The 17,933-nt window shown below is 50.3% G+C and carries 19 protein-coding genes and 1 pseudogene; 13 read left to right on the top strand and 7 right to left on the bottom strand.

The annotated features are described in order from the left end of the window. Positions 1-32: 32 nt before the first annotated feature. Both map and ACMGGP_RS22985 read right to left on the bottom strand, forming a co-directional pair. Positions 33-818, bottom strand: a complete 786-nt coding sequence (gene map, locus ACMGGP_RS22990; protein WP_010247003.1) for a type I methionyl aminopeptidase — start codon at positions 816-818, stop codon at positions 33-35. Then, positions 815-1,060 (bottom strand): ParD-like family protein, encoded by a 246-nt coding sequence (locus ACMGGP_RS22985; protein ID WP_010247005.1) that lies wholly within the window; start codon positions 1,058-1,060, stop codon positions 815-817. Before ACMGGP_RS22985 ends, map begins: the two co-directional genes overlap by 4 nt. A gap of 339 nt (positions 1,061-1,399) precedes the next feature. Between ACMGGP_RS22985 and ACMGGP_RS22980 the strand changes: the two genes are divergently transcribed. Next, positions 1,400-1,816, top strand: coding sequence for a cell envelope integrity TolA C-terminal domain-containing protein (locus tag ACMGGP_RS22980; RefSeq protein ID WP_033743904.1), 417 nt, complete (start codon positions 1,400-1,402; stop codon positions 1,814-1,816). Positions 1,817-2,341: 525 nt separating this feature from the next. Here the strand turns inward: ACMGGP_RS22980 and ACMGGP_RS22975 are convergent. After that, positions 2,342-2,776, bottom strand: a complete 435-nt coding sequence (locus tag ACMGGP_RS22975) for a hypothetical protein (RefSeq protein ID WP_163763368.1) — start codon at positions 2,774-2,776, stop codon at positions 2,342-2,344. Positions 2,777-2,909: 133 nt separating this feature from the next. On the opposite strand from ACMGGP_RS22975, the gene ACMGGP_RS22970 reads away from it, so the two are divergent. After that, positions 2,910-3,584: an SOS response-associated peptidase family protein gene (locus ACMGGP_RS22970; protein ID WP_022624407.1), complete on the top strand. Its 675-nt coding sequence runs from the start codon at positions 2,910-2,912 to the stop codon at positions 3,582-3,584. A gap of 109 nt (positions 3,585-3,693) precedes the next feature. Beyond that, positions 3,694-4,215, top strand: coding sequence for a GNAT family N-acetyltransferase (locus tag ACMGGP_RS22965; RefSeq protein ID WP_050679304.1), 522 nt, complete (start codon positions 3,694-3,696; stop codon positions 4,213-4,215). 27 nt (positions 4,216-4,242) lie between these two features. Here the strand turns inward: ACMGGP_RS22965 and ACMGGP_RS22960 are convergent. Then, positions 4,243-4,509, bottom strand: a pseudogene (locus ACMGGP_RS22960) (GrpB family protein); the annotation flags it as partial. A 389-nt stretch (positions 4,510-4,898) separates the two neighbouring features. Here ACMGGP_RS22960 and ACMGGP_RS22955 point away from each other — a divergent pair. From ACMGGP_RS22955 to ACMGGP_RS22930, 6 genes are all read left to right on the top strand, one after another. Further along, positions 4,899-6,395: a methyl-accepting chemotaxis protein gene (locus ACMGGP_RS22955; RefSeq protein ID WP_498798961.1), complete on the top strand. Its 1,497-nt coding sequence runs from the start codon at positions 4,899-4,901 to the stop codon at positions 6,393-6,395. Between the two features lie 328 nt (positions 6,396-6,723). Further along, complete coding sequence (locus ACMGGP_RS22950; RefSeq protein ID WP_498798960.1) at positions 6,724-7,284, top strand: fasciclin domain-containing protein; 561 nt, start codon at positions 6,724-6,726, stop codon at positions 7,282-7,284. A gap of 61 nt (positions 7,285-7,345) precedes the next feature. Further along, entirely contained in the window at positions 7,346-7,894 is a 549-nt protein-coding gene (locus ACMGGP_RS22945; protein ID WP_167430097.1) for a sigma-70 family RNA polymerase sigma factor, read from the top strand. Next, a complete protein-coding gene (locus ACMGGP_RS22940) occupies positions 7,891-8,568 on the top strand; it encodes an anti-sigma factor (RefSeq protein ID WP_498798959.1) in 678 nt (225 codons plus the stop codon). Before ACMGGP_RS22945 ends, ACMGGP_RS22940 begins: the two co-directional genes overlap by 4 nt. A 46-nt stretch (positions 8,569-8,614) precedes the next feature. Further along, positions 8,615-9,124 (top strand): GNAT family N-acetyltransferase, encoded by a 510-nt coding sequence (locus tag ACMGGP_RS22935; RefSeq protein ID WP_498798958.1) that lies wholly within the window; start codon positions 8,615-8,617, stop codon positions 9,122-9,124. Positions 9,125-9,578: 454 nt separating this feature from the next. Continuing rightward, on the top strand, positions 9,579-11,003 hold the full coding sequence (locus ACMGGP_RS22930; RefSeq protein WP_476446911.1) for an alpha,alpha-trehalose-phosphate synthase (UDP-forming): 1,425 nt from the start codon (positions 9,579-9,581) through the stop codon (positions 11,001-11,003). Between the two features lie 99 nt (positions 11,004-11,102). On the opposite strand, the gene bla is transcribed toward ACMGGP_RS22930, so the two are convergent. Continuing rightward, the gene (gene bla / locus ACMGGP_RS22925) at positions 11,103-11,942 is read right to left on the bottom strand and encodes a class A beta-lactamase (RefSeq protein WP_418795626.1); all 840 of its coding nucleotides are present in this window, start codon (positions 11,940-11,942) and stop codon (positions 11,103-11,105) included. A 198-nt stretch (positions 11,943-12,140) separates the two neighbouring features. Here bla and ACMGGP_RS22920 point away from each other — a divergent pair, with 198 nt between their 5' ends. Continuing rightward, positions 12,141-13,010 carry a LysR substrate-binding domain-containing protein gene (locus ACMGGP_RS22920; protein WP_249654877.1) on the top strand — a complete coding sequence of 290 codons (870 nt, stop codon included), beginning with the start codon at positions 12,141-12,143 and terminating at the stop codon, positions 13,008-13,010. 5 nt (positions 13,011-13,015) lie between these two features. Here ACMGGP_RS22920 and ACMGGP_RS22915 read toward each other — a convergent pair whose 3' ends face one another. Further along, positions 13,016-13,942 carry a LysR family transcriptional regulator gene (locus ACMGGP_RS22915; RefSeq protein ID WP_498798957.1) on the bottom strand — a complete coding sequence of 309 codons (927 nt, stop codon included), beginning with the start codon at positions 13,940-13,942 and terminating at the stop codon, positions 13,016-13,018. Positions 13,943-14,023: 81 nt separating this feature from the next. On the opposite strand from ACMGGP_RS22915, the gene ACMGGP_RS22910 reads away from it, so the two are divergent. From ACMGGP_RS22910 to ACMGGP_RS22900, 3 genes are all read left to right on the top strand, one after another. Then, positions 14,024-14,977 (top strand): MBL fold metallo-hydrolase, encoded by a 954-nt coding sequence (locus tag ACMGGP_RS22910; RefSeq protein WP_495920127.1) that lies wholly within the window; start codon positions 14,024-14,026, stop codon positions 14,975-14,977. Between the two features lie 186 nt (positions 14,978-15,163). After that, a complete protein-coding gene (locus tag ACMGGP_RS22905) occupies positions 15,164-15,628 on the top strand; it encodes a cytochrome P450 (protein ID WP_229518700.1) in 465 nt (154 codons plus the stop codon). Further along, positions 15,609-16,601, top strand: a complete 993-nt coding sequence (locus ACMGGP_RS22900) for an MFS transporter (protein ID WP_498798956.1) — start codon at positions 15,609-15,611, stop codon at positions 16,599-16,601. Before ACMGGP_RS22905 ends, ACMGGP_RS22900 begins: the two co-directional genes overlap by 20 nt. Positions 16,602-16,707: 106 nt before the next feature. On the opposite strand, the gene ACMGGP_RS22895 is transcribed toward ACMGGP_RS22900, so the two are convergent. Then, positions 16,708-17,916, bottom strand: a complete 1,209-nt coding sequence (locus ACMGGP_RS22895; RefSeq protein WP_033768890.1) for an MFS transporter — start codon at positions 17,914-17,916, stop codon at positions 16,708-16,710. Positions 17,917-17,933: the final 17 nt, after the last annotated feature.

Genomic DNA, 17,933 nt, shown 5'->3' with positions numbered 1-17,933 from the left:
TGCAGCCTGAGACCCTGTCTCAGGCTGAGAGATTAAATCGCCGGGTAGTCGCCGGTGCCTTCAGGCCAGGGCGTGAGCAAATCAAAACCCTCATCGGTGACAGCGACAGTATGTTCCCATTGTGCCGAGAGCGAGCGATCTTTGGTGACCACCGTCCAGCCATCTGACAGTACGCTGGTTCCGGCTTTACCAGCATTAATCATCGGTTCGATAGTGAAAATCATGCCTGCTTTCAGTGGCATCCCTTCACCCGGCGTGCCGTAGTGCAGCACCTGTGGATCAGTGTGGTAAATTTCGCCGACACCGTGACCGCAATATTCACGAACCACCGAGAAGCCAGCCGATTCAGCGACACGCTGGATGGCCGCGCCCACATCGCCCAGCGTCGCGCCAGGACGGACGGTTTTGATACCGGCGACCATCGACTGATAGGTGATCTCGACCAGACGTTTTGCACGGACTGACGGTGTGCCGACAAAGTACATCCGGCTGGTATCGCCATACCAGCCATCTTTAATGATCGCTACATCGATATTAACGATATCGCCATCCTTGAGTTTTTTGCTGGCCGGGATGCCGTGGCAGACCACATGATTGACCGACGTGCAGGTAGTGCGGGTATAACCGTGATAACCGATGTTTGCTGGCGTCACTTTAAGCTCATTCACGATGAAGTCGTGACAGATATCATCCAGTTCTTCCGTGGTGATGCCGGGACGGACGTGAGGTGTAATCATCGCCAGCACCTGAGCCGCAGCCTGTCCGGCTGCCCGTGCCATTTCGATTTCCGCTGCGGTATGAATTTTAACGCTGTTCATGACACGTCTCCTTGTGTGGTGAGGCTCTCTTTAGGGAGCATATTGCGTATATCAGCGCTGCCTTCCAGTTCAAGCCGGATTAGCATCTGCGCCAGTTGATGTTGGGTCTGCTGCGGATAGAGTTCTGCCAGCATACCGAGTTTTAGCCAGTGTTCTGCCTGTGCATTAATTGAGCGGCTCATCGCCTGACTGGCGATGCGCAGATTCTCATGCATCAGGTCGGAGATTTTTACGATACCCATGCAAGCCTTATATGAAACGCATATGTTTCGTATAGCTTAACGTTATCGGCGTGATTTGAAAAGAGGGGGGAGATTGTTGCGCGTCTGAAGCAGGGTACAGAATGATGACCCACGGCCACGCATTTCGGTGGGGATAGAAAATTTATAGATAATAGAGAGGTGTGTATGGCCAGGTAACAGTAGTGCAAGCTCCGCCGAAAAAGCACTGACACACTGGCTATTTGCTGAAAGGTTAGCTGATGACTGAGCAGATGAAATACTGGGTTGTTCTGGTGGCTGTGGATATTAAGTCAGTAGAATTAATGGTATAAAATATGGGCAAAGATCAGGGATGTAATCATGAAAAGAATAATTGCTTTGACTGCCGCATTGGCAGTTTCAGGATGCCATATGAGCACAAATCACATCCGACAAAAGGGAATTAAGACTCCCGACGCGTCAGAGATTAAAAGTCAGTGTGAATCTCAGACACCACAGCAAACTCAAGAGCGTGAAACTCAGCTTTGGCTCTGCCAGGCTGTTACAGCAATACAATATCGGTTTTTCGATGCAGATAATTATCGCGGTAAAACATGTGATGTAAGGATCAGGCAGCCGGAAGGCGAGCCTCCGGTAAGCATCAACGTTCAGGGCGGAGATCCAGCTCTGTGCGCTGCTGCAATTAAAGCAATCAAACAAGCTGCAGATGCCCACACTTTTCCAATGAGACCCGCCTTTATGAAGGATGAAATCCCGATACATTTTGCTCCGCAATAAGATTACATAGCTAAGGAAAGTGTTAAGCGTTGCACTTAAATGTCTAAACTCACAATCCCATAAGGCACCGTGCTGCTCTGAAGCTATGCCGTCAGATACCGGCTGCTAAAACTGTGCACCGCGATGCAGTTATCCGTTGTCAGCAACAGACAGCAAACTCTTACTCCGGTACAAGCTCCATTCAGCCCAGCAACTTTCAGGGTTGATATCGAAGTAACCGCGGCATTCAGCCATGGCGAGAGCAACATCACGCGGCACTTCGATAGTTGTGGCATTATCACGGATGCTACTGACTTCCTGCTCAGTAAGCGGGCTTCCTTTCTCATTCTCAATTCTCATCAGTAATGGGATGAGGGCAGGTATAAAAACTATGGTCATGAGTTATATCTCATATTATTAAAGGTTCGTGTCCCTACGAAGTCACTAAAATATGACCTCTCCGGGGTGCGGTAAGTGGCATTCTGTAAAATGTGTCTTCCTGAAAAATATCAATTCATCGTCGTTTCATCGCTACAAGGCTTGAAATCAATTAACACTGCCCAGGCATACAGGCAGGTTTGTATAGCCCGGCTGGCTTACCATAGATAAGGGTGAACATGTCGGTGCCATATTCTGGCTAACTGGCTGAGCCTGGGGCTGATTTGGATACTGGTTGTCATAGCTGTTCGTTGAGGGTTTTCTTGCGGCCTGACGGCCCTTCTCACGCACGTAGGATGACGTGTAGTTATGGGCCTGGTATGCGCCATAACCCGCCACGCCCGCAGTAGCATATCTGGCCGTTCGCTTGCTGCTGGAATATCTCTTCTTGATTCTGGGTGTCGTTGTTTGTGATGAGTAAGCTGAACTAAAACTATGGCTGTAGCTTCTATGCCCACCCCCACCACGATGGCCGCGCGCATCAGCTGTAAACGAGGCAGCCATCAGTGACGCCATAGTCAGACTTAAAATAATTCCCTTCATTACTGCTCCAGTTTATTCATATTCATTAATCATGTTCTCGTCAAAAATCACGATATCTTCAGCCAGAAGAACAATTTTTTTAGATTTATTTAACTCGTTCAACGCTGCGCTATCCTTATGAGAGGAGGTGCCCATGTGTGGACGGTTTGCGCAGTACAGCAGCAGAGACGATTACTTTGCATCCCTGGGGATGAAGCCCGATGAAATTATTTATGATCCGGAGCCGATAGACCGCTTTAACGTAGCGCCAGGCACCAAAGTGCTCTTGCTCAATGAGCGGGATAATGAACTGCACTTTGATCCGGTTTACTGGGGTTACGGTCCGGAGTGGTGGGACAAACAACCGCTTATCAATGCGCGTGGTGAAACCGCTGCGACGGGACGCATGTTTAAACCGCTGTGGGAGCATGGCCGCGCCATTGTTCCTGCCAATGGCTGGTATGAATGGAAGCGAGAGGGCGACAAAAAACAGCCTTACTTTATCTACCACAAAGAGAAAGAACCGCTGTTCTTCGCCGCTATCGGCAAAGCTCCTTATGGTAAAGATCATGGGCATGAGGGTTTTGTTATCGTAACGGCAGCGAGCAATAAAGGCATGGTTGATATCCATGACCGACGCCCGCTGGTTTTAAGTGCGGATGCTGTACGCGAATGGCTCAGTGCCGAAACCACGTCAGAACGTGCTCAGGAAATTGCACATGAAGCCGCATTGCCGGAAAAGGACTTTACCTGGCATCCTGTTACAGCCAAAGTCGGCAACATCCACAATCAGGGTGAAGCGCTTATTAAAGAGATCAAGCCTGACTGAACAGACTGATGAGGTGAGAGATTTACATAGTTTCCCGCACCGTTTCCCGTTATAAAAACAGGATCACTCGTTTCTTAATCTGAGAGCGTTTATTTTGCAGCAAGACACTATGCGGTTGTTTCTTCGGCCAGTCACCCCATCAGATGCCGATGATCTTTACAGGATCTACGGCGACCCTGCGACGAATACGTTTAATCCCGCGGGCCCACATCCGGATATCCATCATTCACGGGAAGTGCTATCGCGCTCTATCCGTCACTGGGAATTGAATGGCTTCGGCAGTTGGGCTATCTCGCTTCAGGATAATCCAGAAAGAATCATCGGTTTTGGGGGATTGAGCATCAGAAGCTTTGCCGATATCACGATCAATAATCTGGGATATCGTTTCTCTCCGGAATCCTGGGGGAAAGGACTGGCGACGGAATTTGCGAACTATGCAGTTAGTTATGGGTTCGAAGAGATAAAACTGGCTGAAATTTCTGCAGTCGTAAGAGCGAATCATCTGGCTTCACAAAAGGTTCTGATTAAGGCCGGACTCCGTCATACCCGGGATATTTATGATGTGGAAAATGCGCCCGCAAGCATGCTGTTTACCCTGAGTCAGGATGAATGGAATCAAAAACGGGGGTGAGGAGGATATATCCTGTCCTGTCAGTACCTATCGTTTCAGGTCAATCAGTGCGAGCTGTAGATGATGCGCTATAAAGTTCGCTTTGAGCGCGCTGTAGCGTTGAGCATCGTTGTTACAGAGTGATGCTGCTTCACGCTTTATCTCAGCATAGGTTGCTGCGATATCTCTGTTTTCTCTGAGGTAATCACGGAAAGCAAGGTGCCTTATTATCTGTTCGTCTCCAGCTGCAAACGCATGCACCTGATGGCTGCGCCGTTCTCCACCCTTAATGAAATATCTGCGGTCTGAGATTCCGTTCTCACCACGAGGACACTTCTATTGTCAGTCATCTCAAATGACGCTGAAGAGTCTGTTAAATCCGTGGTGCCACAAGCGAAGCTGGAATAGTTTTATCCGCATTCAGGCGACAAGTTACGAGAATAACACTCACTGCCTTAAGGGCATCCGTCAGGGATTTACCCTTTTACTCAGCCCAGGAACCATCGCTTCTTACCCCTTTCATTACTGTAATTTTTTTCCCCGCTGCCGATAACAGATCCAGTACCAGCGAGCCATAGAAGCGGAACGTCGGTGATAACTTATTAATTCAAACATCGGGGTCTCCTATGTATCGGAACAAAAAAATAAAATTAAGCGTCATGCTCACTGCGGCATTCCTTACTGTCATCTTAACGGGCGTTTTTGTGACAGGATTTGCCGGATTTAAACTCAATACGGCCAGCGATCAGCAGGAATTGACGCGCGCGCGGCTGGGCGATCTCCAGGCCCTGCAGACGCTAAAAGATAATTTAACTCAGCAAACTGTCCTTTTACTATCCGTGGCTTCAGACACTCAGCCTCAGGCAGAGGCCACTGTAAAAAACGAGTTCTCTGCATTGCAGACCAACAATGATAATACCACCGCGCATTTTCGCGAGCTTATCAACGGTGCCAAAAGCATTCCGGGGATCAATCTTGCTGAAGTAGAAGAGGCTTCCACGCAATTAAATAAAATCGAAGTGGCAGCGGGTCCGCTACATCAGGCAGAGCAAAACCTATTTATGCAGAACGCCACTCCGTTCCCGGAAAAACTCCGTGGTGAACTGATCCCTGCGCTTTCGCACTACCGTAGTGCGGTAGATGGGATGGTTGATTATCAGGCGAGGGTAACGAGTAAAACGGCGGAAACGTCGACTCAGGCGCTCTCCGGTGTTTATATGACGCTGGCAGGCCTGACCACCCTGTTTGTTGTGATGGGATTTGTGATGAGTGGGCTGATCACCCGCTGGATCAAGACTCAGCTGGGTGGAGAACCTTCGCATGCGCAGGGCCTGGCCGCTGCGATTGCGGCGGGCGATCTGACGACAAAAGTGACCCTGCGTCAGGGGGATACCGTCAGCATGATGGCTTCTCTGGATAGCATGCAGAGCAATCTGCGTGACCTGGTCTCGCAGATTAAAGATTCTTCCGCTTCGGTCGCCATGGCAGCTGATGAAATTTCCCAGGGCAATACTGAACTCTCTTCCCGTACAGAGCAGCAGGCCGCCGCTTTGCAGGAAACCGCCGCCAGTATTGAGCAGCTTACGGTCACGGTAAAAAGTAATGCAGCGGGCGCACAGCAGACCGCGGATTCAGCCCGTGAAACCGCTGCGCTGGCGCGTTCGGGTGAACACGATATGCAGCGCATGTCAGAGACGATGAATGATATTTCAAAAAGCGCGGTGAAAGTCCGGGATATTACCTCCGTTATCGAAGGAATTGCATTTCAGACCAACATTCTGGCGCTTAACGCGGCAGTCGAAGCAGCACGAGCGGGCGAACAGGGTCGAGGTTTCGCCGTCGTTGCGGGTGAAGTCAGGACGCTGGCACAGCGCAGTGCAACGGCAGCCAGAGATATTAAACATCTGATTGAAGAGGCTGTGGCGCAGGTCGAAAGTGGTGTTGTCGTGGCAACCGGCACCGGCAAGAGCATTCTTGATATCAATGCGATGGTTGGAAAACTTGCCGTCGCGATGGATAACATCTCACTCGCCTCAGCTGAACAGATGCAGGGCATTTCACAGGTCAGCATCGCAGTGAACGAGATGGATGGCGTCACGCAGAATAACGCCGCGCTGGTTGAGGAGTCCTCTTCGGCATCACAGTCGCTTTCAGCCCAGGCACACGCTTTACGTGAAGCAGTGAATGCTTTTCGCATTTAGGTTCATGCGCATAACTCACGGCGAAAGACGTGGGTGGAGAGCATCTGAGCTGTCCGGGTCATAGGTTTTTACATTACTGGAATGTATGACCGGGAGCTATTTCTTGCCAGTAATGACGGCTGTCTGCTGTTCGTGAAAAGCAGAAGTTGACGCAGTATGGACTCGTTATGATAAGCCCACCTCTGGTGGGCTTATTGCATATCGCCTCAGCCTGAACCCCCTCAGATAAAAAAATTTTAAATTTTTTTGCATCCGTTTTCGCTGCTCATTCGTATTAACAGATAAGGGCGCTCTCGCCCTGTCCGTTAACTCAATGAGGGAAGTGAAAATGAAACCATTCCTGCCAACTCTGATTTTTTCTGCATTAGTCTTCAGCGGCGCCACTTACGCGGCGAGCATGGACAGCGACACGGTGATGGTCGGCGGTGCCGCCATGTACCCATCGAAAAATATTGTTGAGAATGCTGTTAACTCGAAAGACCACACCACGCTGGTCGCGGCTGTTAAAGCCGCCGGTCTGGTCCAGACACTTGAAGGGAAGGGGCCGTTTACCGTTTTCGCGCCCACCAATGCCGCATTTGAAAAACTGCCTAAGGGCACCGTCGACTCCCTGCTTAAGCCAGAAAATAAACAAAAACTCACCAGCATCCTGACCTATCACGTGGTTGCAGGAAAACTGGACATGAAAGCGCTGGAGAAAAAAATCAAAGCGGGTGGCGGTAAAGCCGAGCTGAAAACGGTGAATGGCGAATCACTGTGGGTGATGGCAAATGGCCCGCACAATATTCAGCTTAAGGATGCTCAGGGCGATATTGCCAGTATCACCACGTATGATGTGAATCAGAGTAACGGTGTGATTGACGTTATTGATACCGTGCTGATGCCGTAAAGCGTTACCTATACTGTGTGTAGCCACTTATCGCGTGGCTACATCTTTCACAGGGAAGCCGATGACAAAAAATGTGCCCCATATTCAGGCCGGTTTAATGAATCAGATAGCCGTCGGTGATAAAGCTGCTCTTGAGCAGCTTTACCGCGTTCTGTCGCCCCGACTCTATGGGATCATCCTGCGGATGGTGAGACGCCGGGACTGGGCAGAAGAGATCCTTCACGATACGTTTATCCAAATCTGGCAGTCGGCTAACTATTACGACGATAAGCGCAGTGAGCCGCATATCTGGCTCAGTCACATCGCCAGAAATCGGGCGATTGATTTCCTTCGTAAACATGAAAACAGAAGCTGTTCCGTGGAGGAGGTCAGCGAAGCGGAAGCGGGTTTCCAGACGCCACTTCCTGCCGATGCGAGTCATGCGGAGGCGCGTCGCCTTCAGCACTGCATGGCGCACTTACCCTCTGAGCAGCGACAAAGCATTTCGCTCGCCTATTATCGTGGCCTCTCACAGAGTGAGATTGCGCTCTCAATGAGTCAGCCTGAAGGAACGGTGAAAAGCTGGATCCGTCGCGCGTTAACCCATCTTCGGGAGTGCATAGGCCTATGACTGGTCAGGAACAACATGATCTTACTGCGGCGGAATATGTGCTCGGCCTTACCGACGATGAGACCCGTCATCGGCTGGATAAACGCCTCAATGACGATTCAGTATTCGCCGCGGAGGTGCTGAACTGGCAGAAAGCGTTCAGCGGCATTGATCTGCTCACACACGACGTTATCCCGCCTTATGCGGTCTGGCAGCAGATTGAGCAGGATCTTGGCCGGAATGCAGGCGTCTCTGGCACGACATCAATCCGCAAGCATCCTGGCTTCTGGCTCGGCTGGGGCCTGGCGGCGGCAATGGCTGGCATCCTCATTTTCACCCATTTAAGCAAGCCTGATGCCCCACAATCCCTGCAGCCGATTGCGGTACTCAGCGGCGCACAGCCCGATGCACAGTTTGTGGTGAATCTGGATAAGTCAGCTTCACTCCTTCAGGTTTCGGCGCTGAACATCACGCTGCCAGAGAATAAAAACCTGCAGCTCTGGCTGATCAGGGGCAGTGCTGCGCCACAATCTCTGGGGCTGATCAATCACCGCGACAGTAATGTTTTCCGGTTACCGCCTGGCGAGTTAGATAATCAGACGGTACTGGCGGTAAGTCTGGAGCCGGTGGGGGGATCTAAGCTCAGCGGGCCGTCCGGTCCGGTGATTTTCCAGGGCAAAGTCACGGTGCTTTAATCATCAGGACGCGGGTCCACGGACCGGGATTCAGCGGGATAGGGGAGTGGATGGCTTTTCAAATGGCAAACCTCATCCCCTTGCCTTAACCAAATCAGGAGGGAATGATAAAAGAATGGAAATCAGAACGGCGTTGGAGTCTGATGCGGCAGGCATCAGTGAGCTGATACATATTGTGTCGATGCAATGTAATTTTTCAGAGACGGAACCCTGTCCGCAATGGTTTATCGACAGCATAAAACCCGATGCGCTTAAACCGTTGATTGTTTCAGATGACTATCTCTGGCTGATTGCCGTGGAAAGAGGTGAGGTGACAGGCGTACTCACCCTTTTCGAAGGCAATTTAGTTAAATACCTTTTTGTACATCCGAAATGTCAGCGTAAAGGGGTAGCGAAGGCACTCTGGCAGCAGGCGATTCCCGAACTGCGTGCAGAAATTAGCGTACGTTCTTCACTCATTGCCGTCCCTTTTTATGAGAAAAGGGGATTTAAAAAAGTCGGGGAGGTCAAATTTTTTAACGGCGTATCATTCCAGACAATGATCGCTCAGCTCTGAATTAACAAAGAGATTTTTAGGTTCTCTGTTTCCGCAATAAAACGGCCCGGCCACGCATTTATCAAACCAGCTTTGAGGGTGAGCGGAACCGGGCCAACCCGCCTTATTTATACCCGCGTATATTCCCTGTCTTCAACTCACTGACTTTTTGCGCCATCGCTGTCCGCTAATGCTATATCGGGCGCGTGATTTGCAGCGTTTTTACACTTCATCAGACTCTTTTTACGCCTTTTTTACAGGCCGTTCGGTTTAATTAACGGCACCGGGCGTTTACGTGACAACGTTACACGATGGCAGTCACAACCCGATTTTGCATAAAGCGTCTGCAGGCAATAAGTGGACGGGGTGTACATTCATGAGTGGTTTTCTCCAGTTTATTCTCCGACCTCCTATTAATAGCGGCTCGCTGCCAGGCACTGGTGCCTCTCCGCAGCGGGTTCTTAAGGAATACAGCATGTCAGGCCTTATTCTTGTTTCGCATAATCAATGTCAACGTTCGACGCTTACTGCAATTTATGACGGCATCCTTTCCCGTCAGGGAGGCGTCTGGATTAGCTGGGATGGTGAAAGCAGGGTGATGCCTCCGGATGCGTCAAGACCCTACGCCGTGCAGCAGATGGGTCAGTATGAAACCGTGACCTTCCCGTATACGCCTGGCGAGCTTAATGAGGGGTACCACAATTATATTCATAAAGGGCTCTGGCCTGTTTTTCATCAGCGTCCGGACATGGCTCGTTTTTCTGCCAGCGGCTATCAGGAATATAAAAACATCAATAAAGCCTATGCGCGCGCCATCTGCGAAAACGCCGCACCCGACGATGTTATCTGGATTCAGGATTACCATCTGCTAGGCTGTGCCACCTATATCCGTGAAGAAGGATTGACCAACTTAGTGGGTATTTTTCTGCATCAGCCTTTCCCGGCTGGCAGAATGTTTGAAACCATACCCGAATGGCGCTGGTTCACTGACTCTCTGTTATGTTGTGATCTGATTGGCTTTCAGACCGTGCAGGATATGAATAACTTCCTGGTCTGGCTGGAGAGCGAATTCCGTATAGAACGGCTGGAGGCGCAAAGCTTTCGTGTTCATGGCCGGATTATCAGGGTGGGTGTGTTTCCTGTCGGAATTGACCTTGACGATGTCCAGTCTCTGCGTGATAGCAACAGCTGTGCTTACATGGAGATGCAGTGCCGCGAAAGCCTGCCCGAAAATACCGTGCTAAGCGGCGGCCATCTTGATGAGAGTTCAGGTCTGCCTTACCGAATCAGCACCCTGGAGGTGCTGCTGCGAAAACATGATTGCTACCAGAAAAATATCACGCTGTTGCAGCTGGCGCCTCCGGCAGCCGGACACGCACATGATGCGTCAGAACTCGGTCACGCTCTGGAAGCACTGTGTGGGGAGCTTAATGGCGTACATGGCACAATGAACTGGTATCCGGTGAACTATCTGACTCATGGCTACAGCCGCGAAGAGCAGGCTGGCATCTATCGTGCCTCACGCGTTGCGCTGGTGACGCCGTTAATGGCGGGCATGAGCCTGATGGCCAAAATGTATATCGCCCTGCAGGATCCGAAAAATCCCGGGGTGCTTATCCTCTCGCAGTTTGCCGGTGCAGCCGGGCAGATGGAGGGTGCCATCATCGTCAATCCTTATGATCCTGATGCAATGGCCAGTGCGGTACATCGTGCATTGCAGATGCCGTTACACGAACGGCGGTCTCTGCATGCCCGTCTGATGAAGGGACTGCATATGCACAACAGCCATCACTGGGCTGAGTCATTTTTGCGCATGCTGAACGCTGAGCCAACTGCCCCGGAAGCCTTGCCGTCGCCTGCCTTTTTTCCGCACCTGAGCAGTAGCCGGGCGAGGTACTGAGTTTTTGAGTTGAAGTGGTATTTCGCTGGTGCGCGGGTTAGCGGGGCGAAAGCCAGATAATCGGCCCACTCTGAGCCGATTATCTGAAGCTGAAGCTAATTATTTACTGATTGCGTCCACAACTAGTTTTGCCGCACTGGCCAGTACGTCTTTGCGCGCGACCGCGTCTTTGTCCTTCTGGGTGAAGTAGGTCGTCAGGATGATGGGTGCCTGATCCTTCGGCCAGATGACGGCAATATCATTAGTTGTGCCATAGTCACCACTGCCGGTTTTATCAGCCACTATCCAGTCAGCCGGCAGGCCTGCTTTAATACTGTTTGCACCTGTTGTATTGCCCTTCATCCATTCTGACAGTTTGGCTCGCTGCTCTCCTTTGAGGGCGGTCCCGAGAACAAGCTTATTAAGCGTGTCAGCCATCGCTGAAGGAGTCGTAGTGTCACGCACATCATCCGGGATTGCTGTATTGAGTTCTGGTTCCTTTCTGTCCAGGCGAAAAGCCTTATCGCCGATTGTTCGGGCAAAATGCGTAGCCTGTTGCGGGCCACCCAGATACGCAAGTAATTTATTCATCGCGGCATTATCGCTGTATTGCAACGCCGCAGCACTCAGTTCAGCAACAGTCATTGATGAGCCGATATGTTTCTGTGTGATGGGATTATAATTAACCATGTCGCTTTTATTTATATGAATTTTTTTATCAAGCAAACTATGGTCACTTTCATTTTTCTTTAATATCGCTGCTACTGCCATTACTTTACTTGTGCTGCACAGCGGGAATCTTTCATTGCCCCGCCATGAATATTCAGAACCATCCGATGTGTCAACGACTGCAACGCCGAGTCTGCCACCAGATTTATTTTCCAGTGTCTCAAACTGGCTCTTTAGCGTTAGCTGGTCAAAAGCAGCATGGGCTAACACTGGACAACCTGTTGCGGCCATCAGTAACATGCCGGTCAGGCTTCCTTTAAAGTTTATCATCTTGCATTACCTTATTCTGGCATTAATAAAATCATGGGGTCTTTTAAGTCACGCAGAAAAAATGCATCCCTTAAATTATTTGCCCCAAAATAAATCAATTTCCTTGTAAGAAAAAACGGTATAAATTGATGCCAGTCATAAGTTTTTCTGGGGGCTGATTTGAAAAGTGATATCCCACTCAATGCGCTGCGTGCATTTGAAGCATCTGCCCGCCACCTCAACTTTACCAGGGCAGGCATGGAACTCTTTGTCTCTCAGGCTGCGGTCAGTCAGCAGGTCAGGCTGCTGGAAGAGAAATTAGGGGTGACTTTGTTCAAAAGGCTTTCCCGGGGCCTGGAGTTGACCGATGAGGCGCGGTTGCTATTCTCAAAAATTTCAGAAGAATTTCATCGTATTGAGAAGGCTTATCGTCAGTTTGAAGGAGGTAAAGTCAGGGAGGCACTGACGATATCCTGTGTGGGCACCTTTGCGCTGGGCTGGCTTTTACCAAAAATTGAAGATTTTCAGCAGAGACATCCCGCTATCGAACTGAGTATTCAGACGAACAACAATGTCGTAAGCATTGCCGGAGAGGGAGTGGATTTTGCTATAAGATACGGTTCGGGTAAATGGGCGTCATCGCATAACCAGCTATTGCTGGATGCGCCGCTGACCCTGTTATGCCGGCCTGAAACGGCGAAGAGACTGACAAAACCTGGCGATATATCCGGCGAGACGTTATTACGTTCTTACCGTCTTGAAGAGTGGGATAACTGGTTTGCTGCGGCGGGTATTTCCCCATTCAGAATTAATGGACCTGTATTCGATTCTTCACGCCTTATTATTGATGCTGTGATGATCACTGGCGGCCTGGCACTGGCACCTGATGTCATGTTTCAAACGGAAATAAAGCAAGGTTTGCTCGCCAGACCATTTAATATTTATTCTGGTCATGATGGGTACTGGTTAACTTGGCAGAGAGCCAGAAAGATGACCCAGTCGATGGAAATATTTCGCGAATGGATTATTGAGCAAATAATTAGGCCGTAATTTTTTCAGGTTCGTTCTGTCATCACGCTACGCAGTTCCTCCCTGAGCCAGCGCAGTGACAAATCGTTATCAAACCGTTTATGCCAGAGCAGTGACAGGGCTATTTCCGGTGTTTCAACGGGAACGGGGCTACAGCATAAACCGTAATGCGTCACCCACTCATCCGATAGCCCGGCGGGAACGGTGGCTAACGCGGGTGCGCGCGCCAGCAGCGGAGGCAGAGAGGAAAAATGTGGCGTCACGTAGCGAATCGAACGGGCCTTTCCTGATGCCGCAAGCTGGTCATCGATGGCGCTCCAGTTCGCCCCGCGATAGGAAACCAGCAGATGGTCATGCGCCACATAATCCTCCAGCGTCAGCGGTGCACGCAACGAAAGCTGTTCCGGGTGCCACAACGTACAAAAGTTGTGTGACACAATTTTCTCGCGCTGGAGCGTGGCGGGTGTGCTCTCGCCAACCGAAATGGCAAGATCGATCTCTCCGCGCGCGACCAGCTCCGCATCCCGGAAGGGATCGCTGGCCGTAACCTGAAGCGTCACGCCGGGAGCGGTGCGCGTGATGCGCGCATACAGTCCCGGCATCAGCCAGCGTTCAACCCAGTCGCTCATCCCCAGCCGAAAAACATGTGTCGCCTCAGAAGGCGTGAAGGATGCTGGCTGAAACAATACGTTCTGCATCTGTGCCATTAACGGGCCCAGCTCAGCGATCAGCGCTTCAGCACGCGGGGTAGGCTCCATGCCTTTCGCCGTGCGCACAAACAGTGGATCGCTGAACATGACCCGCAACCGGGCAAGTGCATTGCTGACTGCTGGCTGACCCAGATGCAGCTTTTCTGCCGCACGCGACACGCTGCCTTCCCGCTTCAGAACTAACAGCACCGTCAGTAAATTCAGGTCGATTCGATGAAAATCATTTTCTCTGATAGTGAACATCAGTTTAATCAATTTGAGTGATACAGGTTGCGTAAGGATACTGCCCACCACGTTGTGATGAAACTTTCTGGAGAGATATTTATGAAAATTTTACTGATGCTGGTGGCGTCTCTTATTGCGTTCAGTCCGGTCTATGCTGCCGAACAGACCTCTGCACGGGATCAGCAAGCTCCGGGTTATTACCGGATGACATTGGGGAAATTACGCATTACCGCAGTTTCGGACGGCACGGTGACCGTTCCCCTGAATAAATTACTGACTAACATTTCGCCTGAAAAACTAAACCAGGAAATGGCCAGAGATTCGATGACGCCGCAGGCCGAAACATCAATCAATGCCTTCGTTATTGATAATGGTAAACAGCGCATTTTAGTCGATACCGGAGCCGGTGAGCTTTTTGGACACAATGGCGGACATCTGCTGACTAATCTGGCCGCCGCTGGCTATCCGGCAGAGTCGATCGATGCCGTACTTTTAACCCATATTCATGCCGATCATTCAGGCGGTGTTTCACGCGCGGGCAAGCCTGCTTTTCCAAAGGCCGAAGTGTTCGTGGATAAACGGGATGTCGATTTCTGGCTTAATCCGGCTAACGTCAGCAGGGTAGAGACCAGTCAGGCCCATACCTTTGCAGAATCTGAACGGACTCTTCGCCCAGTCATCAATGCTGGCCTGCTTAAAACGTTTATGGCACCAGCCACATTAACGGGGGGAATCCGTGCAGAGTCGACAGCTGGGCACACGCCGGGTAGCGTACTTTATCGCGTAGAGAGTGAAGGTCAGACCCTGGTGCTGTGGGGAGATATCATCCATGCCAAAGCGGTGCAATTGCCCGATCCTGAAGTGGCCATCCATTTTGATGTCGATCAGAAACAGGCTATCACTACACGTGAAAGGGTACTGAAACAGGCTGCAGATCAGGGCTACTGGGTGGCTGCGGCGCATATCGCCTTCCCTGGCCTGGGCCATGTTCAGCATGAAGGTAACGCTTATCGCTGGGTGCCCGCTAATTACACTACGCAGCTCGGGCAGTAGGTTGTTAACTAAAAAATGTAATAATATCAGGGAGAAAATTTTGATGTAAGTTAACAGGCGGCGCTTCAATATTAACAAATTGAATAATGTCTTTTAGTTTAGAGGCTTCTCTGTAAGAGGGACCAGAGCGTTGCCGTACAGATTAGTAATCAATGAGGTTATGGGGCTGATAAAGTCGACAGCGTTATGCCACTCATTGTCGCTGCGCTCTGGGCCATTTCTCACTTCAACCTGAAGGTGAATACAGTCAATGTTCGGGATATCGTTGTAGAAGCTTCTCGCTTATACAGTCCCGTTCTTTCTGTAGGTAGAGTAATAGCGCAGGACCTGATTTTCCGAGGCCAGAACCTTAAAGAAGGTGACAGGGTCATGTTTTACACGGCGCTGGCTAACTTCGATGAAAAAGTTTTCGATAACCCATTCCGTTTTATTGCGGGGCGAAAAGAAAAGCCACTATCATTCGGCACGGGCATGCATATGTGTATTGGTATGGGCATAGCACTCAGCTTTGCTTCGTCGTTTATTGGCCACATAAACTCACATTACATGCTCAGGGACGTTAGCATAATCGAATTTGCAGAGGGTGTGTCTGCGCCAGGTGCTTCAGATTTTAATATTGGAATAGACTTCAATGAACTGGCTGAAAATTAAAGATTTCCGCACGTTACTCGCTTCTCTTTTCATCTCGAAGTTGGGCGATTATGTATATGAGGTCGTTTTTGTGTTTATTGTGCTCGAGAACACGCATAATAATTATCTTCTTGCCGGCTGCGTCTATTTTTTTCGTTTTATTCCTTTTCTATTTTTCGGCCCCGCTGGTGGCTGGATGGCAGACAATTGGCGCATCAAATGTTCAGTTATACTCTCATTGGCAGACAAGCCCTGGGTGCTGATGTTCAATACATTAACGTATGCAATTTCAATTGTTATACTTTGTACGTTTTCAGAAAATTCACAGAATAAAACGTCGGCGTTCAGATTGAAACAAGTATATCAGGAGAATCTATCCTGCATTAAAAGTTTATTTCAGGAAGCTCCTGGCTTATTTATTGCTATTTTTGGTTCATCTGTTTGCATTCTCTTTACCGGATCATTACTTCGTTTTATTATTCCCGCTGTAGCTGTCAGTCAGGGGAATGGGGAGATATTTACCAGCTGGATATTTTCTCTAATGGCTGCAGGCACAATTACCGGGGGGCTCATTTACGGACGGTTTGCCATAAATATTTCACAATTGAATGTTATGCGCAATTGGTTCTTTTACGGAATTTTACTGATTTTAATGTCATTTATTGCCCTCTATTCGCTCGAGGCTCTGCTGCCGGTAGCATTCGTCCTTGGTATGAGTGGTGCATTCGTTGATATTTCTCTGGTGACACTCATACAGTCCTGGTCTTTTGCAGAGAACACAGGCAAGACATTCGGCACGTTTTCTACCCTGGCTAATACTGCTGAAGCACTTTCTGGTCTCCTTTCCGGACTGGCCGCCGCTGCGAGTCTGATGGTTGTTTTTGCAGGCATGAGTTCTCTCATCGTACTCACTGGCATTATCTCAATGGCTTGTCTTCCAGACAAAAAACAAAAGAATATTTCGGGAAGCAACGAATCCGATAGTTCTGTTTAAAGAGTGCCCAAATGGACGACTTAAATAACTGAGGTCTCTTTTAGATATCCAAAGCAGGGGGTTGGTGCCAAAACAGGGCGTCCGTTCCGGACGTCCCTGGAAGTCACTATTTTACTAAAGGTTCTCTTGCACCGGGCCTGAAAGCATGCTTTTTCGCGCACCAGGCGATAATCAACGCAACAGCCATAAAGATCAGTAGCGCCCATGGGAAAGATACCGCACCGGCATTATTGAGAAGCAGACCACCAATGACGCCGCCGCTTGCGATAGCCAGATTCCAGGCAGTTGTAACCATTGCCTGAACGACATCGACATGATTGCCTGCCGCATCAGCGGCAGCCGTCTGCATCTGAGTTGACGCGCCGCCAAACGACCATCCCCATACGATGACGGCCACAAAGACCACAATCTGTTCCCGCATGCCTGCGGCGAGTGCCACAGAAACCGCCGCCAGTGCCACCAGACTGAGCAGAACCAGATTGCGCAGATGGCGATCCACCAGCATCCCGGTTATCCAGATGCCGATAAGTGCCGCAATGCCAAAAATCAGCAGGATAAGCCCGACATTTCCGGTCAGCCCCGACAACTGCAGGAACGGTCCGATGAATGTATAAAGAATATTGTGTGCCGTCATCCATAGAAAGATAACCGCCAGAACAGGTCTGACTCCGGGCATCTGGAAAACTTGCCATACCGGTAGTCGGCGGTCGGCCTGCTGTCCCGGCAGGTCAGGAACCGCCACCCATGTCCAGATGAACAGAATGACTGCCAATGCTGCCATGATACCAAAGGGGACTCTCCATCCCATCGTGCTGCCAAGCCATGCGCCAGCCGGGGTTCCAAGGGACAGGGCAACCGGTATTCCAACCATAGCAATAGCGAGAGCGCGGCCCTGCATTTCAGCAGGAACGAGGCGGCGGGCATAGCCCGCCAGAATTCCCCATGCAAGTCCTGCAGCCACACCCGACATGAATCGGGCTGCCATCGTCAGCCAGTAACTGAACGAAAGGGTGGTAATAGTGTTGAAAATCAGGAAGGTACCTACGGCGAGTAATAGTACCTTTTTACGACGCCAGCCACTGGTCAGAACCGTCAGAGGTATTGCCGCGAGTAGCGAACCCAGCGCATAAATGCTGACCAGCTGACCCGCCATCACCTGAGATACGTCAAGACCCATTCCAATTTCCGGAAGTAAACCCGCCGGAAGGGTCTCGGTCAGGATGGCAATAAAGCCTGTCATGGCAAATGCCAGCAGGGAAGCCAGTGGCAGACCCCGTTGTGTTGTGGTCTCACTGAATACTGTATTGGCGTGCACGTTGGCCCCTTTTTTAG

Origin of the sequence: Curtobacterium sp. BNK-1, assembly GCF_048685235.1 — a bacterium.
Taxonomy (GTDB): domain Bacteria; phylum Pseudomonadota; class Gammaproteobacteria; order Enterobacterales; family Enterobacteriaceae; genus Pantoea; species Pantoea agglomerans.
This window is presented reverse-complemented; position numbering and strand designations above follow the sequence as displayed.

Excerpts from the sequence above, each read along its gene's own strand:
- ACMGGP_RS22975 (WP_163763368.1), bottom strand. The coding sequence starts at position 2,776 with ATGAAGGGAATTATTTTAAGTCTGACTATGGCGTCACTGATGGCTGCC.
- ACMGGP_RS22900 (WP_498798956.1), top strand. The coding sequence starts at position 15,609 with ATGAACTGGCTGAAAATTAAAGATTTCCGCACGTTACTCGCTTCTCTT.
- ACMGGP_RS22950 (WP_498798960.1), top strand. The coding sequence starts at position 6,724 with ATGAAACCATTCCTGCCAACTCTGATTTTTTCTGCATTAGTCTTCAGC.
- ACMGGP_RS22940 (WP_498798959.1), top strand. The coding sequence starts at position 7,891 with ATGACTGGTCAGGAACAACATGATCTTACTGCGGCGGAATATGTGCTC.
- ACMGGP_RS22905 (WP_229518700.1), top strand. The coding sequence starts at position 15,164 with ATGCCACTCATTGTCGCTGCGCTCTGGGCCATTTCTCACTTCAACCTG.
- ACMGGP_RS22910 (WP_495920127.1), top strand. The coding sequence starts at position 14,024 with ATGAAAATTTTACTGATGCTGGTGGCGTCTCTTATTGCGTTCAGTCCG.
- ACMGGP_RS22930 (WP_476446911.1), top strand. The coding sequence starts at position 9,579 with ATGTCAGGCCTTATTCTTGTTTCGCATAATCAATGTCAACGTTCGACG.
- ACMGGP_RS22985 (WP_010247005.1), bottom strand. The coding sequence starts at position 1,060 with ATGGGTATCGTAAAAATCTCCGACCTGATGCATGAGAATCTGCGCATC.
- ACMGGP_RS22980 (WP_033743904.1), top strand. The coding sequence starts at position 1,400 with ATGAAAAGAATAATTGCTTTGACTGCCGCATTGGCAGTTTCAGGATGC.
- ACMGGP_RS22945 (WP_167430097.1), top strand. The coding sequence starts at position 7,346 with ATGACAAAAAATGTGCCCCATATTCAGGCCGGTTTAATGAATCAGATA.
- map (WP_010247003.1), bottom strand. The coding sequence starts at position 818 with ATGAACAGCGTTAAAATTCATACCGCAGCGGAAATCGAAATGGCACGG.
- ACMGGP_RS22915 (WP_498798957.1), bottom strand. The coding sequence starts at position 13,942 with ATGTTCACTATCAGAGAAAATGATTTTCATCGAATCGACCTGAATTTA.
- ACMGGP_RS22970 (WP_022624407.1), top strand. The coding sequence starts at position 2,910 with ATGTGTGGACGGTTTGCGCAGTACAGCAGCAGAGACGATTACTTTGCA.
- ACMGGP_RS22965 (WP_050679304.1), top strand. The coding sequence starts at position 3,694 with ATGCGGTTGTTTCTTCGGCCAGTCACCCCATCAGATGCCGATGATCTT.
- bla (WP_418795626.1), bottom strand. The coding sequence starts at position 11,942 with ATGGCCGCAACAGGTTGTCCAGTGTTAGCCCATGCTGCTTTTGACCAG.